Source organism: Burkholderia sp. S-53 (assembly GCF_025560745.1).
GTDB classification, from domain to species: Bacteria; Pseudomonadota; Gammaproteobacteria; order Burkholderiales; family Burkholderiaceae; genus Burkholderia; species Burkholderia pyrrocinia.
On record NZ_CP090483.1, the window covers coordinates 2,486,224 to 2,506,859 of the forward strand.

At 67.6% G+C, this 20,636-nt stretch carries 17 protein-coding genes and 1 tRNA gene; 6 read left to right on the forward strand and 12 right to left on the reverse strand.

All coding sequences use genetic code 11. From position 1 onward, the window contains the following. The first annotated feature begins 21 nt into the window (after positions 1–21). Positions 22–1,401, forward strand: coding sequence for an amino-acid N-acetyltransferase (gene argA, locus LXM88_RS16455; RefSeq protein WP_262534309.1), 1,380 nt, complete (start codon positions 22–24; stop codon positions 1,399–1,401). Between the two features lie 49 nt (positions 1,402–1,450). Further along, positions 1,451–1,726, forward strand: a complete 276-nt coding sequence (locus LXM88_RS16460) for an oxidative damage protection protein (protein WP_006478357.1) — start codon at positions 1,451–1,453, stop codon at positions 1,724–1,726. Positions 1,727–1,832: 106 nt separating this feature from the next. Here the strand turns inward: LXM88_RS16460 and LXM88_RS16465 are convergent, their stop codons facing one another. From LXM88_RS16465 to LXM88_RS16475, 3 genes are all read right to left on the reverse strand, one after another. Next, on the reverse strand, positions 1,833–3,245 hold the full coding sequence (locus LXM88_RS16465; protein ID WP_262534355.1) for an MFS transporter: 1,413 nt from the start codon (positions 3,243–3,245) through the stop codon (positions 1,833–1,835). 101 nt (positions 3,246–3,346) lie between these two features. Then, positions 3,347–4,555, reverse strand: a complete 1,209-nt coding sequence (locus LXM88_RS16470) for a CaiB/BaiF CoA transferase family protein (RefSeq protein WP_262534356.1) — start codon at positions 4,553–4,555, stop codon at positions 3,347–3,349. Further along, a complete protein-coding gene (locus LXM88_RS16475) occupies positions 4,552–6,303 on the reverse strand; it encodes an acyl-CoA dehydrogenase family protein (protein WP_262534358.1) in 1,752 nt (583 codons plus the stop codon). The genes LXM88_RS16470 and LXM88_RS16475 overlap by 4 nt, the downstream gene beginning before the upstream one ends. A 173-nt stretch (positions 6,304–6,476) precedes the next feature. Here LXM88_RS16475 and LXM88_RS16480 point away from each other — a divergent pair, with 173 nt between their 5' ends. After that, the gene (locus LXM88_RS16480; protein WP_262534361.1) at positions 6,477–7,379 is read left to right on the forward strand and encodes a LysR family transcriptional regulator; all 903 of its coding nucleotides are present in this window, start codon (positions 6,477–6,479) and stop codon (positions 7,377–7,379) included. 33 nt (positions 7,380–7,412) lie between these two features. Here the strand turns inward: LXM88_RS16480 and LXM88_RS16485 are convergent, their stop codons facing one another. The 4 genes from LXM88_RS16485 to LXM88_RS16500 all read right to left on the reverse strand — a co-directional run bounded on the left by LXM88_RS16485 (position 7,413) and on the right by LXM88_RS16500 (position 11,697). After that, complete coding sequence (locus LXM88_RS16485; protein WP_262534363.1) at positions 7,413–8,831, reverse strand: amino acid permease; 1,419 nt, start codon at positions 8,829–8,831, stop codon at positions 7,413–7,415. Positions 8,832–8,922: 91 nt separating this feature from the next. Further along, positions 8,923–9,993: a porin gene (locus LXM88_RS16490; protein ID WP_412524109.1), complete on the reverse strand. Its 1,071-nt coding sequence runs from the start codon at positions 9,991–9,993 to the stop codon at positions 8,923–8,925. A gap of 47 nt (positions 9,994–10,040) precedes the next feature. Continuing rightward, positions 10,041–10,451: a RidA family protein gene (locus tag LXM88_RS16495; RefSeq protein ID WP_262534365.1), complete on the reverse strand. Its 411-nt coding sequence runs from the start codon at positions 10,449–10,451 to the stop codon at positions 10,041–10,043. Positions 10,452–10,482: 31 nt separating this feature from the next. After that, entirely contained in the window at positions 10,483–11,697 is a 1,215-nt protein-coding gene (locus LXM88_RS16500; protein ID WP_262534366.1) for an amino acid aminotransferase, read from the reverse strand. 191 nt (positions 11,698–11,888) lie between these two features. On the opposite strand from LXM88_RS16500, the gene LXM88_RS16505 reads away from it, so the two are divergent. The 3 genes from LXM88_RS16505 (at position 11,889) to cysC (ending at position 13,720) form a co-directional block, all read left to right on the forward strand. Continuing rightward, entirely contained in the window at positions 11,889–12,371 is a 483-nt protein-coding gene (locus LXM88_RS16505; RefSeq protein WP_262534369.1) for an Lrp/AsnC family transcriptional regulator, read from the forward strand. 82 nt (positions 12,372–12,453) lie between these two features. After that, positions 12,454–12,528: transfer RNA gene (locus LXM88_RS16510), tRNA-Val, on the forward strand. Positions 12,529–13,177: 649 nt separating this feature from the next. Continuing rightward, positions 13,178–13,720: an adenylyl-sulfate kinase gene (cysC, locus tag LXM88_RS16515; RefSeq protein WP_262534372.1), complete on the forward strand. Its 543-nt coding sequence runs from the start codon at positions 13,178–13,180 to the stop codon at positions 13,718–13,720. A 211-nt stretch (positions 13,721–13,931) separates the two neighbouring features. Here the strand turns inward: cysC and LXM88_RS16520 are convergent, their stop codons facing one another. From LXM88_RS16520 to LXM88_RS16540, 5 genes are all read right to left on the reverse strand, one after another. Next, positions 13,932–15,329 carry an aspartate aminotransferase family protein gene (locus LXM88_RS16520; RefSeq protein WP_262534374.1) on the reverse strand — a complete coding sequence of 466 codons (1,398 nt, stop codon included), beginning with the start codon at positions 15,327–15,329 and terminating at the stop codon, positions 13,932–13,934. Positions 15,330–15,357: 28 nt separating this feature from the next. Next, entirely contained in the window at positions 15,358–16,695 is a 1,338-nt protein-coding gene (locus tag LXM88_RS16525; protein WP_262534376.1) for a glutamine synthetase family protein, read from the reverse strand. Positions 16,696–16,707: 12 nt separating this feature from the next. Further along, the gene (locus LXM88_RS16530) at positions 16,708–17,514 is read right to left on the reverse strand and encodes a gamma-glutamyl-gamma-aminobutyrate hydrolase family protein (protein ID WP_262534379.1); all 807 of its coding nucleotides are present in this window, start codon (positions 17,512–17,514) and stop codon (positions 16,708–16,710) included. Positions 17,515–18,260: 746 nt separating this feature from the next. Further along, complete coding sequence (gene hutG, locus LXM88_RS16535) at positions 18,261–19,058, reverse strand: N-formylglutamate deformylase (protein WP_262534381.1); 798 nt, start codon at positions 19,056–19,058, stop codon at positions 18,261–18,263. 59 nt (positions 19,059–19,117) lie between these two features. Beyond that, complete coding sequence (locus tag LXM88_RS16540; protein WP_262534383.1) at positions 19,118–20,494, reverse strand: formimidoylglutamate deiminase; 1,377 nt, start codon at positions 20,492–20,494, stop codon at positions 19,118–19,120. Positions 20,495–20,636: the final 142 nt, after the last annotated feature.

Below are 20,636 nucleotides of genomic sequence, written 5' to 3' on the forward strand. Positions count from 1 at the left end.
GGGCGCATTATAATCCCGCCCATGAATTCCCAAACCGACCTCCCTCCCGCCCAGACCGGCGCCGCGACGCCGCCGGCTGCCGACGATTCGGCCGCCAGCCACGCGCAGTTCGTCGACTGGATGCGCTCCGTCGCGCCCTATATCCACAAGTTCCGCAACAGCACGTTCGTCGTGGGGTTCGGCGGCGAGGTGGTGCAGCAGGGGCTGCTGAACGCGCTCGTGTCCGACATCGCGCTGCTGCAGGCGATGGGCATCCAGATCGTGCTCGTGCACGGCTCGCGCCCGCAGGTCGAGGAGCAGCTGAGCCTGCATGGTGTCGAATCCGAGTTTTCGCACGGCCTGCGCATCACCGATGCGCGCGCGCTCGAATCCGCGAAGGAAGCCGCCGGCGAAGTGCGTCTCGACATCGAGGCCGCGATCAGCCAGGGTCTGCCGAACTCGCCGATGGCGCACGCGCACATCAGCGTCGTGTCGGGCAACTTCGTGACCGCACGGCCGGTGGGGATTCTCGACGGGGTCGATTTCGCGCATACGGGCATCGTGCGCAAGATCGACGCCGAATCGATCCGTCATTCGCTCGCGAGCCGCAAGCTCGTGCTGCTGTCGCCGCTCGGGTTCTCGCCGACCGGCGAGGCGTTCAACCTGTCGATGGAAGACGTCGCGTCGGCCGCCGCGATCGCGCTGCGCGCCGACAAGATCGTGTTCCTGACCGACGGCCCCGGCATCGTCGACGACCAAGGCGAGCTGATCCGCGAAATGTCGCTCGATTCGGCCGCCGACCTGCTCGATTCCGGTGACCTGCAAGGCGACGACGCGTTCTTCCTGAAGCACGCGATCCGCGCTTGCCGTGGCGGCGTGACCCGTGCGCACCTGATCCCGCAATCGCTCGACGGCAGCATGCTGCTGGAACTGTTCCTGCACGACGGTGTCGGCACGATGATCTCGTACGAGAACCTCGAGAGCCTGCGCGAAGCGACGCCGGACGACGTCGGCGGCATCCTGTCGCTGATCGAGCCGCTCGAGACGGACGGCACGCTGGTGCGGCGCGGCCGCCACCAGATCGAGCGCGACATCGACCACTTCTCGGTGATCGAGCACGATGGCGTGCTGTTCGGCTGCGCGGCGCTCTATCCGTATCCGCTGGAGAAGATCGGCGAGATGGCATGCCTGACGGTCGCGCCGGAAGCGCAGGGCTCGGGCGACGGCGAGCGCCTGCTCAAGCGCATCGAGCAGCGCGCCCGCGCGCGCGGCCTCACGCACATCTTCGTGCTCACGACGCGCACCGAGCACTGGTTCCTCAAGCGCGGCTTCGTCAAGGTCAGCGTCGACGACCTGCCGGAAGACCGCCGCAAGCTCTATAACTGGCAGCGCAAGTCGCTCGTGCTGATGAAGCAGCTCTGAGCGCAGGCACGACTGCCCTCCCCCAGTCCGATTACAGGAGAAGTACACGATGGCCCGTATGATTCAATGCGCGAAGCTCGGCAAGGAAGCCGAAGGTCTCGATTTCCCGCCGCTGCCGGGCGAACTCGGCAAGCGCATCTATGAAAGCGTCTCGAAGGAAGCATGGCAGGGCTGGCTCAAGCAGCAGACGATGCTGATCAACGAAAACCGCCTGAACATGGCAGACCCGCGTGCACGCCAGTACCTGATGAAGCAGACCGAAAAGTACTTCTTCGGCGACGGCGCGGACCAGGCGTCCGGCTACGTGCCGCCGACGGAAGGCTGATGCCGTGATGCGCGAAGCCGGCGGCCTGCCGGCCGCGTGATCCGAAAAACGGCACCGTGTATCGCACGGTGCCGTTTTCCTTTTGGGGTCGCGCGATCGGTGCGATTCAACCCGCCGGTTTCAACGCACCGCCGTCGCCCGGCTGCTGCGCCCCGCCGGCCGCGTTTTCGACACCTCCGCCTTCGGTACCCCATTCCGCGGCATCGGTGCGCTCGGCGGTCGACAGTTCGTCGGCGCGATACCCGGTGCGGTTCAGCAGCGCCAGCATGCAGACGAGCGACACGAGCGCGTAAAGCCCCGACGCAACCGCGACGCCGACAATGCTGCCCGTCGCGTTGAGGATCGCCTGCGCGAGCACGGGCGTGCCGCCGCCGACGACGAGCGCGCTCAGCTGATACGCGAGCGACAGGCCCGTGTAGCGGATGTTGGCCGGAAACACGCGTGCGAGCACGCCGCCGACCGCGCCGTAGAACATCGCGGACGGAATCGTCGAGACGCACATGCCCGCGACGGCCACCCAGTACGAGCGCGTCGCGAGCGCATGGAACATCACCGGCATCAGCACGATTTCCGGAATCAGGATCCAGCACATCGCGCGACGCATGTCGACCTTCGACACGAACCACGCGCCGACCGGCTGCAACAGGAACTGCACGACGAGCGAGATCGACAGGATGCCGAGGAACGTGCCCTGCGCGTAGCCGAGCTCCTTCGTCGCCCACGACAGCGCGAACGTGCTGCGGAAGTACGTGACGTTGATCACCGGCAGCGTGCCGGCCGCGAGCAGCACGACCACCCAGTGATCGCGCACGACGTCGCGCAGCGGCAGTTTCACCGTGCGCTTGCGAGCGAGCACGCGCTGCATGTCGACCGATTCCTCGAGCTTCAGCCGGATCACCATGCCGATGATCACGAGCACGGCCGACAGCAGGAACGGAATGCGCCAGCCCCACATCAGGAAAGACGGCGTCGGCAATGCGCTCAGCGCGAAGAACGCGGCCGTCGCGAGCAGGTTGCCGGTGGGCGAGCCCTGCTGCGCGAACGCCGCGTACAGGATGCTCTTGTGCTTCGGCGCGTTCTCGCTCGCGATCAGCACCGCGCCGCCCCACTCGCCGCCGACCGCGATGCCCTGCAGCACACGCAGCACGACGAGGCCGGCCGGCGCCCATACGCCGATCTGCGCGTAACCGGGCAGCAGGCCGATGCCGGTCGTCGCGAGGCCCATCATCACCAGCGTGATCACGAGCGCGGTCTTGCGGCCGACGCGATCGCCGAGATGCCCGAACACGATCCCGCCGAGCGGCCGCGCGGCGAAGCCGGCCCAGAACGTGACGAACGCGAGCAGCGTCGCGACGCCGGGGTCCATCGTGCTCGAAAAGAACACCTTGCCGAACACGAGCGCCGCGGCTGTGCCGTAGATGTAGAAGTCGTACCACTCGATCGTGGTGCCGACGAACGCCGCGAAGGCGGCGCGGCCAGGCCGCGGATGCGCGGCGGGCGGGGATTGCGGACGGCTCATCGATGTCTCCAGTGTGTGATCGGGGGCGCGACTGCCGCGCGCCTTTCCCGGGTGGCCGGCATAACGCCGCCGGCCGGCGGCGTTGTGTCGGTTGGCGGCGCCTAGCCGGGCGCCTGGCCGGGTGCCGTTTTCAGCACGCCGGCATCGAGCAGTTGCTGCTGAAGCGCGCGATCGACGCCGAGCCGATCGAGCACCGCGCGCGTGTCGTGGCCAAGCGCGGGCGGCGGCGTTCGGTAGGTGGCCGGCGTACGCGACAGCTTCACCGGCGACGCGGTGCCGCGATACGCACCGATCTCGACGAACAGGTTCCGGTGCAGCGCATGCGGATCGTGCGCGACGTCGGCCACCGTTCGCACCGGCCCGCACGGCACGCCGGCCGCCATCAGGTCGCGCGCGAGCGGCTCGCACGCGTGCACGGCGAGCCGCGCTTCCAGTTCGGCCTTCAGCTCGGGCCGGTGCGCGCAGCGGCTGCGGTTGTCGACGAAGCGCGGATCGGCCGCGAGCTCCGGCGCGCCGAGATGTGCGACGAGCCGCGCGAACTGCCGGTCGTTGCCGACCGCGACGAAGATCGGCACGGTCGCCGTGCGGTAGCTGTCGTACGGTGCGATGTTCGGGTGCGCGTTGCCGCTGCGCGCCGGCACGTGCCCCGAGCCGAAGAAATTCGGCAAGTGCGGGTGCAGCAGCGACACGCCGCAGTCGTACAGCGCGATGTCGACCGACTGCCCGCGCCCGCTCTTCTCGCGCTCCGCGAGCGCCAGCAGGATGCCCGCGAGCGCGTTGAGCCCCGTGACCATGTCGACGATCGGCAGGCCGATACGCGTCGCGTCGCCGTCTCGCTCGCCGTTCACGCTCATCAGCCCCGCCATCGCCTGGATCACCGCGTCGTAGCCGGGCAGCCCGCCGAGCGGGCCGTCCGCGCCGAAGCCCGTCACCGCGCAGTGGATCAGGCGCGGGAAGCGCGGCTGCAGGTCGCGCGCATAGTCCATCCCCCAGCGCGCGAGCGTGCCGGGCTTGAAGTTCTCGACGAGCACGTCGGCCTCGTCGAGCAGGCGCCACAGGATCGCGCGCCCTTCGTCGCGCGACAGGTCGAGCGCGAGCCCTTCCTTGTTGCGGTTGACGCCCATGAAGTACCACGCGGTATCGCCGAGGAACGGCGGCCCCCAGCCGCGTGTTTCGTCGCCGTCCGGCGGCTCGATCTTGATCACCGTCGCGCCGTGGTCGGCGAGCGCCTGCGTGCAGTACGGGCCGCCGAGCACGCGGCTCAGGTCGACGACCTTCAGGCCGTCCAGTGCGCCACGCGTCGCGTTCATCGCTCGACCTCCGGCAGCAGGTCGAGCGCCGTGTCGAGCGCGATCGGCGTGCCGCGCAGCAGCGCGTCGAATGCGGCCGATTCGTCGTCGCGCGACGCCGGCGCGAGCGGATCGACCGGCAGCAGCTTGTGGCGCACGATCAGGTGCGCGAGCGCGAGGCGCCGGAAATCCGGCGCGAGCCGCACGCCCTCGCAGGCCATCAGCACGGCCGCGCTCGTGTAGTACAGCGCAGAGGCAGCCTGCCGCACGCGCGCGTCGTCGCCTTCCGCCGCGACCCGCTCGAGCGCATCGCATGCGCGCGCGAGAACGCGCCGCAGCGCCGCGCGGCTCGCGTCGGGCAGCGGCGCCGCGCCGAGCCGGTCGCCGAGGAACGCGCGCAGCGCGTCGAGCGCGTGCTCGCGCTGCGCGGCCCGCGCGACGTCGAGCGCGACGATGTTGCTGGTGCCTTCCCAGATCGAGCCGAGATGCGCATCGCGCACGACCCGCGCGTCGCTCCACTCCTCGATGTAGCCGGTGCCGCCGCGCACTTCCATCGCGTCGCCCGTCACGCGGCGCGCATCGCGGCACGCACGGAACTTGATCAGCGGCGTCAGGATCCGCACGCAGCGCGCGGCCTGCTCGTCGCCCGCGTCGGCCTGCGGCAGCAGCAGCGCGATCTGCATGAACATCGCGCGCGCGGCCTCGGCCGGCAGCAGCATCTTCATCAACTGGCGCTGCATCAGCGGCATCTCGATCAGCTTGCGGCCGAACGCCTCGCGATGCGCGGCGACGTGCAGCGCCTCGTTCAGCGCGCGCCGCATCAGCCCGGCCGCGCGCACGCCGTTCGACAGCCGCGACATGTTGATCATGTCGGCCATCTGGTGAAAGCCGCGGCCGATCTCGCCGATCAGGTAGGCCTGCGCGCCTTCGAGCGCGATCTCGCCGCTCGCCATCGAACGGCTGCCGAGCTTGTCCTTCAAACGCACGATCCGGTAACGGTTGCGCGTGCCGTCCGGCAGCGTCTTCGGCAGCAGGAACAGCGCGAGGCCCTTGATGCCGTCCGGCGCGCCGTCGGGCCGCGCGAGCACCATCGCGAGATCGGCATCCGCGTTCGAGCAGAACCACTTGTCGCCGGTCAGGCGCCAGACGGTCTCGCCGTGCGCGTCGGTGTCGCGCGACGCGCGCGTCGCGATGCCGCCGACGTCGGAGCCGGCCGCCTGCTCGGTCATGAACATCGCGCCCTGGTACAGCGTGTCGAAGTCGCGCGACGCAAGCATCGGCAGGTAGCGCGCGACGAGCGCCGGATCGCCGAAGCGGCGCAGCGTGCGCGTCAGCGAATCGGTCATGCTGACCGGGCAGCACAGCCCGAATTCCGCCTGCACGAACAGGAACGTCAGCGCGTACTTGACGAGCGGCGGCACGGATTCGGGCCGGTGGCTCAGCGACGCGAGCCCGAGCTCCGAATACGCGACGCGTTCGAGCGCGACATACGCGGGATCCTTGTCGATCCGCTGCACGGCCTCGCCGCGCCGGTTGCGGTGCTCGAGCATGGGTGGATGCTTGTCCGCGCGCGACGCCCATTCGTCGAGCTCGCCCGACACGCGCGCGCCGAGCGCACGGAGCTGCGGCTCGAGTTCGGCATAAGGCGCGTCGCCGAGATGCAGCTTCAGCAGCGCGCCGAGGTCTGGATCGGCGATGAAGAAATCGATGCCCCGGCTGTCGGGGATGTTGGATGCGCCGGTATCCGGCGTGCGGGGGGTGTCGTTCATGCGTGCGTCTCCTGGGTTGCCTGCAGATCGGCCGGAGCGGGCGCCGCGGCACCCGGCCAGTCCTGTGCAAAGGCTTCCGCAGAGCGTAGGCGCGCGATCGATAAGCGTCCAATACAGGATTTATCCGGTACGATAGATATCGCTTATCGATGCCGACGCCGGGAGGAGGCACCATGGAACTGAGGCAGTTGCGCTACTTCGTGGCGGTCGCCGAGGAACTGCATTTCGGGCGCGCGGCAAAACGCCTGTTCATCTCGCAGCCGGCGCTGAGTTTCGACATCCGCAAGTTCGAGGATGCGCTCGGCGTGCAGCTCTTCTCGCGTACCAACAAGACCGTCGCGCTGACCAACGCGGGCGAGGTGCTGCTCGGCGAAGCGCGCCGGCTGCTGCTGCAGGCCGCCGAGGCGGAGCGCCTGACGGTGCGTTCCGCGTCGGGCCTCGCGGGCCGGCTGCGGATCGGCTTCGTCCATTCGATGCTGTATCGCGGGCTGCCCGATGCGGTGCGGCGCTTCGAGGCCGACTACCCGGGCGTGGAGGTCGTGCTGAGCGAGATGAACACGCAGGCGCAGGTGCAGGCGGTCCAGCGCGGCCAGATCGATCTCGGCTATGCGCACTGGGGCCGCTTCCCGCCCGAGGTCGAATCGGTGCCCGTCTATGCGGAACCGTTCGTCTGCTGCCTGCCGGCCGCGCATCCGCTCGCGCGGCGCAGGCAGGTCGCGCTCGCCGCGCTCGCGGCGGAACCGTTCATCCTGTTTCCGCGCGAAGCGGCGCCGCACTATCACGACCTGATCATCGCGCAGTGCGTGAACGCGGGATTCAACCCGCTGATCCGCCACGAGGCGCGGCTGTGGCAGACGATCCTGTCGATGATCGAGTTCGGGATGGGCATCGCGCTGGTGCCGCGCGTGCTCCAGCAGGTGAAAAGCGACCGGCTCGCGTTCCGGCCGCTGAAGGATGCATCGCTCGAATCGCGCACGCTCGCGCTGAAGCGCAGCGGCACCGCCGAACCGGTGGCGCTGCGCTTCGCCGACTACGTGCGCGCGTCGATCGACGCGCTGCCCGCGCTCGCGGGCTGAGCACGAGGCAGCCGCCGCTCCTTCGCTACTTCTCTACTTCGCTTCCGGCTGCAGCACCGGCCGTGCACGCCGATACCACACCGCGTACACGACCGACAGCGCGATCAGGAACGGAATGCCGAAGATCAGCGTCATGTGGAACTCGGCCGTGAAGTAGGTTGTCACCATCACCGCGAGCATCAGGCCCGCGCCGAGCAGCGTCAGCAGCGGGAAGCCGCGCATCCGGAATGCCGGCGCCGGCAGGCCGAGCGCCGCGCGACGCCGCCGGAAGCAGTAGTGCGTGACGAAGATCATCATCCAAGTGAACAGCGCGCCGAACATCGACACCGCCATCATGATCGTGAACGACGCGTCCGGATACAGCACGCTCAGCACCGTCGCGAGCGCAATGCCGAGCGTCGACAGCATCAGCGCACCGAACGGCACGCCGCGCGCGTTCACTTCGCCGAGCGCCTTCGGCGCATGCCCCGCGCGCGACAGGCTGAACATCATCCGCGTCGTGATGTAGAGCTGGCTGTTCATCGCGGACAGCGCGGCGACCAGCACGACGAAGTTGATCAGCCCGGCCGCGCCCGGCAGGTGGATCGCCTCCATCACCTTCACGAACGGGCTTTCGTCGCGCCCCGCCGCCGTCCACGGGACGATCGCGAGCATCAGCGCGAGCGTGACGAGGTAGAACAGCACCAGCCGCACGATCGTCGAGCGGAACGCACGCGTGACCGCACGCTCGGGATCCTCCGCTTCGCCGGCTGCGACCGCGATCATCTCGATGCTCAGGTAGCTGAAGATCGACACGATCACCGCGACCCACGTCCCCCACAGTCCTTTCGGAAAGAAGCCGCCGTGACCCGTGTAATGGTGGAAGCCCGCGCGCGCCGCGCCGTCGCCGACCAGCCCCGGATTGCCGAACACGACATACGCGCCGAGCACGATGAAGCCGACGATCGCCGCGATCTTCACGACCGAGAAGCCGTATTCGACCGCGCCGAACACGTCGACGCTGCGTGCGTTGACGAACACCAGCAGCGCCGAGAAACCGACGATCCACAGCCAGCCCGGCGCGCCGGGGAACCAGTACTTCATGTACAGCGCGATCGCGGTGACCTCGGTGCCGACCGCGAGCACGATGCACGCCCAGTACGCGTAGCGCACGAGAAACCCGGCCCACGGACTCACGTAATGTTCGGCGTACGCGCCGAACGAACCCGATGTCGGGTGCGCGACCGTCATCTCGGCGAGACAGCCCATCAGCAGCAGCGAGATGAATGCGCCGATCGCATAGCTGACGAGCACGCTCGGGCCCGCGAAGCCGATCGCGAAGCCGCTGCCGAGAAAGAGACCGGTGCCGATGGCGCCGCCGATCGCGATCATCGCCATCTGCCGTGCGGAAAGCGTGCGGCGCAGGCCTTGTTCGCGCGCCGCGATGTGCTGGAATTGCCCTTCAGGTTGCATTGAATGACCTCGTTCGAAAGCGATTGTCCGGTCGAAACGCCGGCGGCGCGCGGGCCGGCGCCGGACCGGCCGGCCGCCGCGCGCCGCGGGTTCAGAACAGGTGACGCAGGCCGGCCGCGACGCCCGTCTGGTTGCCGCGCCCGGGCATTTCGGTGAACGCGCCGCCGGTCACGCGGTTGTAGTCGACCGTCGCGTAGACCTGGGTCGCCTTCGACAGCGCGTACTCCGCCTCGAGCACGCCCGTATAGCGCTTGCCGCCGTTGCCGGCGATGCCGTTGACGTTGCGGATGTCGTCGTAATACGCGACGCCCGTCACCGACACGGCCGGCGTGACCTTGACGCTCGCGCCCGTGTAGAAGATCGCGTCGCGGCGCGGGTTGTCCGCGAACGAACCGTAGCTCACCTGGCGGCCCGGCGCGTTCAGCAGCGCCTGGTCGAGCACGCCCGTGCGGTCGATGCCGCCGAGATAACCCGCGTACAGCGTCGCCGCGCCGAACGCGTAGCGCGCGCCCGCGCCCCAGGCCTGCTGCGCGCGGCTGTTCAGGTCGCGCACCTGCTGGTACGTCGCGCCGACCATCAGGCCGCCCTGCGTGTACGACACGTGCGTGCCCCAGTACGCGTTCGCGCCGAGGCTGCCCGCGACGCCGCCGAAGCCGTAGCTCGCGCCGACGTTCAGCCCGCCGAACGTGCCGTCGTAGCTGACGACGTTGCTCGCGCGGCCTTGCGTGAGGAAGTACGGCCACATGTTGGCCGTATAGTTGCCGACCGTCAGCGGATCGAGATCGCCGAACAGGTTGAACGCCTCGGTCGCCCGGCGGCCGAGCTTCACGGTGCCCCAGTCGCTCGCGACGCCGACATACGCGTAGCGGCCGAACAGCGCGCCGTCGAGCTGCCCGTTCTGCGGCTCGAAGCCGCTCTCGAGCCGGAAGATCGCCTTCAGCCCGCCGCCGAGCGCCTCGCTGCCCTTCAGCCCCCAGCGGCTGTTCGTGATCGCGCCGTTGGTCATCTGCACGCTTGCATCGTTCGACGCGTCGGCATGCGTCGTGTAGCGGATGCTCTGGTCGACGATGCCATACAGCGTCACGCTGCTCTGCGCCATTGCACCGCTCGCAGTGAGCGCGCCCGCCATCATTGGCAGTGCGAATCGATAGATCTTCCTCATGTTCTCCTCCAGTCCTGTTGTCGTTTCTTGATGATCGTGGTGACTACTCACCGCACAACGCGGTGTTCCTGCCAGGTGCGCGCTGCGGGCAGCGCGACATACGCGACGAGTTCGACACGCATCGCCGGATGCGCGAACCCCTGCACGCCGACGCACGTTCGGTTCGGATACGGTTCGCGGAAGTGACGCCGGTATTCGGCGTCGAATTCGGGCATCGCCTTCACGTCGGACAGGTAGACGAGCACCTGCGCGACATCGTCCATCGTCGCACCGGCCGCCGCGACGGCCTTCGCGAGATTCGCGAGCGTGATGCGCGCCTGCTCGGCCATCGTGTCGCCGACGATCGCGCCCGACGCATCGACCGGCCCGTGACCGGTAAACATCAGTCCGCCCGCGCGGGTCGCCCACGAGAACGGTTGCGCGAGTTGCGGCAAGTCGACCGGGATCGTTTCAGCCATCGTGTACTCCTTCGGATCGGGGTCGGGAAGCTCAGGCGGCCTGGCGCGACGCACCGCCGAGCACGTCGGCGATCGCGTTCGCGACATGGTCGACGTTCGCATCGTTCAGGCCCGCGATGCACAGGCGGCCCGAGCGCAGCAGATAGACGCCGTGCGATGCGCGCAGCCGGTCGACGTCGGCCGCGGCGATGCCCGTGTAGCTGAACATCCCGCGCTGCGCGACGAGCGCGTCGAACGCGCGGCCCGGCAAGCGCGCATCGAGCCGCGCCTTCAGTTCGCCGCGCATCCGCTTGATGCGCGTGCGCACCTGCGCGACTTCGTCTTCCCAGCGCGCGCGCAGCGCGTCGTCGTTCAGCACGGTCGACACGAGCTGCGCACCGAACAGCGGCGGGCTCGAGTAAGTGCGGCGCACGCCGGCCTGCAACTGGCTCAGCACCGTCGCGGCCTCGCCCGCGTTCGCGCAGACGATCGACAATCCGCCGACGCGCTCGCCGTACAGCGAGAAGTTCTTCGAGAACGAGTTGCCGACGATCGCAGGCAGCCCCGCATCGACGATCGCGCGCACGGCCCATGCGTCGTCGGCGAGACCGTCGCCGAAACCCTGGTACGCCATGTCGAGGAACGGAATCAGCCCGCGCCGCGCGAGCACGTCGATCACCGCGCGCCACGCGTCGCGGTCGAGGTCGAGCCCCGTCGGGTTGTGGCAGCACGGCTGCAGCAGCACGACGCTGCGCGCCGGCAACGCGTCGAGTGTCGCCAGCATCGCGTCGACGCGGATGCCGTTGCGTGCTTCGTCGTAGTACGGATACGTGTGCACGTCGAGGCCGGCCGCCGAAAAGATCACGCGGTGGTTGTCCCACGTCGGGTCGCTGATCCAGATCGCGCTGTCGGGGAAATAGCGCTTCACGAATTCCGCGCCGAGCCGGATCGCGCCCGATCCGCCGAGCGTCTGCAGCGTCGCGATGCGCCCTTGTGCGAGCGCCGCGCAATCGTCGCCGAACACGAGTCGCTGCACGCCCTGCCGGTACGCGGCGAGCCCTTCCATCGGCAGATACGTATGCGACGCGCCGGCGTCGCGCAAGCGCCCGGCCGCGATGCGCGTGCTTTCCAGCACCGGAATCCGGCCCGCATCGTCGTAATAGAGGCCGATGCTCAGGTTGACCTTGTGCGGATGCGCATCCTGCTGGAACGCCTGGAACAGCGACAGGATCGGATCGCCCGGATAGGCGGGAATGTGTTCGTACATGGCGGAATGACCGTGAAGGTTGAAGGCGGCGGCAGGGCCGGCGGCATCGCGTTGCGTCGGGCCGTGCAGTCGAGGCATGGGGCGCATGTTATCGAGGACGAAATAGAATGAGCTTCACTTTTCGATGACGAACCGGCGCGATTGCAGTAGAGTCTGCGGCTCCCATCTAAAAACTCACCGGATTCTGCGAAATGACTCTGGATCGAACCGACATGCGGATCCTCCGGCACCTCGAGCGTGACGGACGCATCAGCAATCAGGACCTCGCGAACGCGGTCGCACTGTCGCCGTCGGCATGCCTGCGGCGCGTGAAGCTGCTCGAGGAACGCGGCGCCATTGCGGGGTATCGCTGCACGATCGAGCCGAAGAAGGTCGGCGTCGCGTTCGAGGCGCTCGTGCATGTGTCGATGCGGCCGGACGTGCCCGAGTGGCACGACCGGTTCGTCGACGCGATCCAGCAGTGGCCGGAAGTCATCGCGGCGCAGATCGTGACGGGCGGCTCGAACTACGTGCTGACGGTGCGCGCGCGCGACCTCGATCACTACTCGGACTTCGTGATCAACCGGCTGCACCGCGCGGCGGGCGTGATGTCGATCAATTCGAGCATCGTGCTCGCGACGCTCAAGCGCGACGGATCGATCCTCGATCTCGTCGAGCCATCGACGGCCGGCTGACCGATCATTGCGCGGGTCTGAAAAAAATTTGCAGAAAGGGCTTTACGAACCCCAAAAGCTCTGACATAATTTCAGCTTCTTTGGGCGGTTAGCTCAGCGGTAGAGCACTGCCTTCACACGGCAGGGGTCACTGGTTCGATCCCAGTACCGCCCACCAAAGAATTCAAGGGCCTGCGTCTCACGACGCAGGCCCTTTTCGTTTTGGTGCCCGGCATTCACTGCCCGCTCGCCCCGATAAGGGCATCGCCCCTCCTCTCCGGCACGCATCCCCTGCTTCGAACTCGATCAGCAGGCTCCCTGCTATTCTATTGCCGGCGCCCTTATGGACCTGCGGGATACCACTGCCGGCCCGGCAAACTTGATGAAGCCGTGCGATTTCCCGACAATCGCGAGATACCGCCAATCGAAATTCTCTTCGAGCATGACCTCTCGTAAATATTGTTTGGCCACTGATGCCGCGCAATGCGCCAAACATCAATAGCTTGTATCGGCGACACAAGTCAGACAAATCGCTCATCCGTCGCAAAACACCCTGTTTCTTCGCCGAACAAGCATCGTCAGGTCGGCGCCATCGACCCGTCCGACACCCGCACAGAGTTCAGATCTTTCATTCAAACCGCTACCAAACTTTCAGCGCGAAAGAAAGAAAATTGCCAACGTAATTTTTGGTAATTTTTATGTAACATTTGTAGAAATCCGGATGCATAGAATCGTTTCACCATATAAACAGCCAGCCGAATCGGCATCGCATTTGGGCACGGAATCATGACTTGCGATGGTGAACTGGTGATAGAGATTGCACACCCATGGCACCAGAGAAGAACGACTACACCCTGTGGCTTACCGGTCTGAGCGGCGCCGGCAAGTCAACCCTCTCGCGCGAAATTGCCAGGCGGTTGCGCGCGCGCAATATTCCGACGTGCATACTCGACGGCGACGAATTGCGGGCGGGCGTTTCTCCCGATCTCGGCTTCACGCGAGAAGATCGTACCGAGAACTGTCGTCGCACCGCCGAAATCGCGAAACTGCTCAATGCCCAGGGTTTTACCGTAATCGTCGCCCTGATCTCGCCTTACGAGGTCGACCGACAGCGGGCGCGACAAATCATCGGCCCGGATCGGTTCGTCGAGGTCTACTTGAAAACCGATATTGCAACGTGTTCCGCACGTGATCCGAAGCGGCTTTACGCAAAAGCGATCACCGGTCAGACGACGCAATTCACCGGCATCTCGGATCCATACGAAATACCAATCGCTCCCGATCTCATCGTTGAAACGGGAACGATGGATATCGCGTCTTCCGTCGCGCTCGTCATGGATTTCGAGCGGCAGCGATTCACGCACGCGTAATCCCGGCCCATCGCTATTTCACGCCCAGGCAACGCGCAACTCGCCTTCCGGCGATCGGGCCTGCCGCCAAGGCCGCCCGGTGCCGGGAGCACCGGGCAGCATCGGCCGGAACCTCACGCCGGTCCGGTCCGCCGGAATTCATTGAATCCCGGTCGAACATGGCGCACCGCGCTGCCGCATTGATTGCGGCAGCGCGTAAATCGTTGCGCGACTACCCCACCCGCTCCGCCGTCGCGTCGAACGCACGCCGCGCCTTGTCGACGATCTCGTCGACCTCGGCTTCGCGGATCACGAGCGGCGGCGACAGCAGCATCCGGTCGCCGGTCGCGCGCATGATCAGGTTGCCGCTGAAGCAGAAGTCGCGGCAGATCGTGCCGATATCGACATCCGCGCCAAACCGCTCGCGCCGGCCGCGGTCGCGCGCAAGCTGAACGCCGGCGACCAGCCCCGCTCCCGTTATCTCCCCGACGATCGGATGGTCGCCCAGCGCGTCGCGCAGCTGGCGCTGGAAATACGGCCCGATGTCGTTCTTCACGCGCTCGACGATCCCTTCGTCGCGCAGCAGCTTCAGGTTCGCGACCGCGACGGCCGCGGCGACCGGATGGCCCGAGTACGTGAGGCCGTGGTTGAATTCGCCGTTGTCGATGATCGGCCGCGCCACCCGCTCGTGAATCCCGACCGCACCCATCGGCACATAACCCGACGTGAGGCCCTTCGCCATCGTGATCAGGTCCGGCTCGAAGCCGAAGTGCTGGTGTGCGAACCATTCGCCGGTGCGACCGAAGCCGCCGATCACCTCGTCGGCGGCCAGCAGGATGTCGTACTTGCGGCAGATCCGCTGGATTTCCGGCCAGTACGTCGACGGCGGGAAGATCACGCCGCCCGCGCCCTGGAACGGCTCGCCGATGAATGCCGCGACGTTCTCCGCGCCGAGTTCGAGGATCTTCGCTTCGAGCTGCTGCGCACGCGCGAGGCCGAACGCCTCGGGCGTCTCGCCCGGCTGCGCTTCGCCGAAGAAGTACGGCTGGTCGATGTGCACGATGTGCTCGACCTTCGACGGCATCTGCTCGTGCATGTAGCCCATCCCGCCGAGCGTGCCGCCCGCGATCGTCGAGCCGTGGTAGCCGTTCCTGCGCGAGATCACGTATTTCTTCTGCGGCTTGCCCTGCACGCGCCAGTATTGGTGCACGAGGCGCAGCACGGTGTCGTTGCCTTCCGAGCCGCTGTTGCAATAGAAGAAGTGGTTGAAGCCGGCGGGCGTCACTTCCGCGAGCATCGCGGAAAGCTCGATCACCGGCGGGTGCGTCGTCTTGAAGAACGTGTTGTAGAACGGCAGTTCCTGCAGCTGGCGATACGCGGCATCGGCGAGTTCCTTGCGGCCGTAGCCGACGTTCACGCACCAGAGACCGGCCATCCCGTCGATCACCTTGTTGCCGTCCGAGTCCCACAGGTAGACGCCGTCGGCCTTCACGATCACGCGGCTGCCCGCGCGGTTCAGCGCGCCCATGTCCGAGAACGGGTGGATATGGTGCGCGGCGTCGAGCGCGCGGTATTCGGCGGTCGCGTGCGCGGCCGGTCGCGGTGAAACGGCTTCGTTTCGATCGATCATGTTTCCTCCGTAAAACCGTGCCGCACGCTCACACGTGCAGCAGCAGATGCCTGCGTTCCCACGAACTGATCACGCGGAAGAACGCTTCATATTCGGTTTCCTTCAGCGCCAGGTAGGCCTTCACGAACTTGTCGCCGAGGATGCCGGCGAGCGGCTCGCATGCAGCCATCAGCGAGATGCCCTCCTCGAGATTGCGCGGCAGCTGGTACGGCAGGTCGTAGCCGTCCGATGCGATCGGCTCGGTCGGCGCGAGCTGCTGCGTCATCCCGAGATAGCCGGCCGCGAGCGTCGCCGCAAACGCGAGGTACGGGTTGCAGTCGACGCCGGGAATCCGGTTCTCGATGCGGCGCGCCACGGGGCTCGACTGCGGGATGCGGAAGCCGACCGTACGGTTGTCGTAGCCCCACTGCACGTTGATCGGCGCGGCCATGAAGCGCGACAGCCGGCGGTACGAGTTGATGTACGGCGCGAAGATCGGCATCAGCGCCGGCGTGTACTTCTGCAGCCCCGCGAGATAGCTGTGAAACAGCGGCGAAACAACACCATCCTGGTCGGCGAACAGGTTGCGCCCGGTGTGCACATCGGCCAGGCTCTGATGGATATGCATCGCGGAACCGGGTTCGTCTTCCATCGGCTTGGCCATGAATGTTGCATACATGTTGTGCCGCAGCGCCGCCTCGCGCACCGTGCGCTTGAACAGGAACACCTGGTCGGCCAGCGGCAGCGCGTCGCCGTGCACGAAGTTGATCTCCATCTGCGCGGCGCCGACCTCGTGGATCAGCGTCTCGATATCGAGGCCCTGCATCTCGCAGTACTCGTAGATGTCCTCGAACAGCGGATCGAACTCATTGACGGCCTCGATCGAATACGACTGGCGGCCGGTCTCCGCGCGCCCCGTACGGCCGACCGGCGGACGCAGCGGCAGGTCCGGATCGGCGTTCATGTCGACGAGGTAGAACTCGAGTTCGGGTGCGACGACGGGTTTCCAGCCCTTCTCCTTGTACAGGTCGAGCACGCGGCGCAGCACGTAGCGCGGCGAGATCTCGACCGGCGAGCCGTCGAAGTGCACGCAGTCGTGGATCACCTGCGCGGTCGGGTCGACGGCCCACGGGATCAGGCAGATCGTCGACGGATCGGGCACGCACACCATGTCGGGATCGGTCACGCCGGTCAGCGAGCCGTCCTCCGGATAGTCGCCGGTGACGGTCTGCACCATCACCGCCTGCGGCAGGCGCATCGATTCGCCGGACTCGAATTTGTTGCGCGGAATGATCTTGCCGCGTGCGATGCCGGCCATGTCGGGAATGATCGCCTCGACCTCGGTGATGCGGTGCTGACGCAGGAATTCGCTCAGTTCGGGTTGCATGATCGGCCTCGTTCAGTCGACGTCGGATGCGGCCGGCGACGGCATCGCGCCGCCGGCCGCATGAATGCGGTGCGTCATGCGCGCGCGGCACGCCGCGCCGAATGCCGCGAAGATGTCGCGCGACAGCGGCTGTTCCGCGAAGCGCCATTCGGGATGCCACTGCACGCCGAGCGCGAACGCGCGCGCGCCGCGCACGCTGATGGCCTCGACCAGTCCGTCGGGCGCGCTCGCTTCGGCGACGAGCCCCGCGCCGAGACGCGCGATGCCCTGGTCGTGCAGCGAATTGACCGTCGCTTCGTGCGCGCCGCGCGCGACCCGCTGCAGCAGGCCGCCCGGCGCGAGCTGCACGACGTGCGCGGGGCCGTACTGCCGTTCGAGCGGATCGGCCGGCCGCTCGCGATGGTCGTCGAAGCCGGTCGTCGCGTGCAGCCGCTGATGCAGCGTGCCGCCGTACGCGACGTTCAGCTCCTGCATGCCGCGGCAGATCGCGAGCACCGGCACGCCCGCGTCGATCGCCGCGCGGATCAGCGGCAGCGCGGTCGCATCGCGCGCCGGATCGTGCAGCGTGTCGGGCACACTCGCGGCACCGCCGTAATGATGCGGCTCGACGTTCGAGTAGCTGCCGGTAAACAGCAGCCCGTCGACCGCCGCGACGATCGCGTCGGCCGGCTGGCGCACGCCGAGCGCGGGCAGCACGAACGCAAGCGCGCCGGTGCCGTCGACGAGCGCGACAAGGTACTTCTCGCCCGCCGCGTGGTTCGGATGCGCACCGCGCAGGATGCGGTCGGCGGTGACGGCTACGATCGGGCGCGCATGCATGGGCGTCTCTCCGATGATCGCGCGCAACACGTTCGCGCGCGGGACGACAAGGGTCCGCGGTTGCGCCGCACACACGCGCCACGATGCGACGCATGGGCATGCGCGATCCTGCCGCGCGGACGATGCGGCAACCGGCGGTGCGGCCCGGGACGAAAGCGGAAAACGACGCTAGGGCAACAACGATGCGCTGCCGTCGCACTGCACCGCGCTGAACACGCGCGCGGTCACGAGATTGAGGCGGCGCAGGCCGCGATGGGAAATGGCGAAGAGACGAGGCTCGCGTAACGGGGCGGCACACGTGCCGCGATCAGCATGCCGGATCGGCCCGGCCTGAGGCGGCGCGCCCGCCGACGGACTTCGCGTCCGGCGTATCGAAGGGCTGGCGGCTTTCACGATCGTACTCGACTGACTGATGAATGCAGGACACGTGTCGCGATGACGCGCATGCGGCAATGCCGCGCGGCGACACGTCGGCAAGGTGTCTCGCGACGGATTCCGGCGCGGTGCGGCCATGATCGACGGCTGCACCGCCGGTGCGCGCGTGACGACTTCCTGACATTCAGCTTATATCACCTAAAAATTGCGTCAAATTTTCAGGTGCCGATGACGATATCGATCAGACGAAAAAAAACGGCATCGATCGCCGGGATCGATGCCGTGTCGTGCATTGCGCCGGCACGCACGCTGTACGCCGGCGGGCTGCCGCCCGTTGCTCCGCCGCGCCGCCGCAAGCGGGCGGCCCGTGCTCAGCGATGCGCGAGCGCCGTTTCGACGAGCGTCTGCAGCAGCGGCACGATCCGCGCCGCACGCTCTTCGTCGTACGCGTACGGACGCGTCTCTTCCATGTAGGTGATCTGCGACAGCTCGAGCTGCACGGCTTCGACGCCGGTGTCGGGCACGCCGTAGTGACGCGTGATGTAGCCGCCCTTGAAGCGACCGTTCGCGACGGCCGTATAGCCGCCATGCGCGAGCACGCGCCCGGCCAGCGCCTCCGCGAGGCCCGGCGCGGCGCTCGCGCCGCTCGACGTGCCGAAGTTGAAGTCCGGCAGGCGGCCTTCGAAGAAGCGCGGCACGTGCGAGCGGATCGAATGCGCTTCCCACACGAGCACGCGGCCGTGCTCGCGCTTCAGGCGCGCGACTTCGCCCTGCAGCGCGTCGTGATACGGACGCCAGTAGCGGTCGCGGCGACGCATGATCTCGTCGTTGCCGGGCAGCGCGTTCGCCGGATACAGCGGCGCCTTGTCGAACGTATCGACCGGCACGAGCCCCGTCGTGTCCTGCCCCGGATACAGGTTCTCGTTGTCGGGCGGACGGTTCAGGTCGACGACGTAACGCGCATGCGACGGCACGAGGATCGATGCGCCGAGGCTTGCCGCGAACCCGTACAGCCGTTCGAGATGCCAGTCGCAATCGTCGACGAAGCGTGCGTCGGGCGTCATCGTCGCGGCAATGTCGTCGGGGATGTGCGTGCCTGCGTGCGGAATCGAGATCAGCAGCGGCAGCGTGCCCTGCTTCAGCGTGAATACAGCCGGTTGTTCAGTCATGTCGCATCACCGTAAGAGTCTGCCGGCGCACGCGTGCGGCGTGCGCCGGTTGCCGCGCGTCAGCGCAGCAGTTGCGCCAGCGCGGCGCGGTAGTCGGCATACGCGACGGCTTCGTCGCGATGGCGGCGGCCGCTCACGACGCGCTCGCCGCCCGTGTAGACGTCGAGCACGGGCGTCTCGCCGTGCTCGGCGAACACGATGCCCGACAGCCACGACGCGCTGCCGTGTTCGGCGATCGCCGGATGATCGGGATCGAGCACGAGCCAGTCGGCGCGGCAGCCTTCGCGCAGCGCACCGACGTGCCGCCCGCTGGCCTGCGCGCCGCCTGCGAGCGACGCATCGAACAGGCGATCGGCGACATGCGCCTGCGTGTCGCTCGCCAGCACGTTGCGCGCGCGGTGCACGAGCCGCTGCCCGTATTCGAGCAGGCGCAGCTCGGCGCGCCAGTCGACCGACGCGTGGCTGTCCGAGCCGACGCCGATCACGCCGCCCTGCGCGAGATAGTCGACCGCCGGGAACACGCCGTCGCCGAGGTTCGCTTCGGTCGTCAGGCACAGGCCGGCGACCGCGCGACGCTTCGCGAGCGCTGCCGTTTCGGCCGCGTCGACGTGCGTCGCGTGCACGAGGCACCAGCGCGCATCGACGTCGAAACGATCGAGCAGCCATTGTACGGGCCGTGCGCCGTATGCACGAACGCAGTCGTCGACTTCGGCCGTCTGCTCGGCGATATGGATATGCACGGGCGCGTCGTCGGGCAGCCCGTCGAGCAGCGCACGCAGCCCGTTCTCGGACACCGCGCGCAGCGAGTGCGGCGCGACGCCGTAGCGCAGACCGCCATGCTCGGGTGCGGCGCGACGCATGACGTCGAGCAGTTCGAGCAGGCCCTCGGGCGTGTTGATGAAACGGCGCTGGTCGTCGCGCGGCGGCTTGTTGCCGAAGCCGGCGAACTGGTATGACACGGGCAGCATCGTGATGCCGATGCCGGCCGAGCGCGCGGCGTCGATCACGCGCGTGCCGAGTTCCGCGATCTGCGGGTAGCGCGAACCGTCCTGCGCATGATGCACGTAGTGGAATTCGCACACCGACGTGTAGCCGCACTTGAGCATCTCGACATACAGCCAGCGTGCGATCGCCGCGAGCGCGTCGGGCGTGATCTTCAGCGCGAATCGGTACATCAGGTCGCGCCAGCTCCAGAAGCTGTCGGCGGGATTCGCGCGGTATTCGGTGAGCCCGGCCATCGCGCGCTGGAACGCATGCGAGTGCAGGTTCGGCATGCCGGGCAGCACCGGGCCGGCCGCGCGCGCGACGCCTGCCGGCGCGTCGGTGTCGGGCGTCACTTCGGTCAGCGTGCCGGCCGCGTCCCAGCGCAGCAGCACGTTGCGGCGCCAGCCATCGGGCAGGTAGGCATGGTCCGCGAACAACAGGGTGTCGGTCATTGCGATTCCTTATCGACCAGAATCGACGCCGCAGCGTTTGGTCTGGTCCCATTCCACGGTTGGCAGGGGCCGGCGCATCGGCGCCTGCTCATGCCCCGTTGCAGTCGACCGGACCGCAGCACGCTTCAGCGCTCGGTCCGGT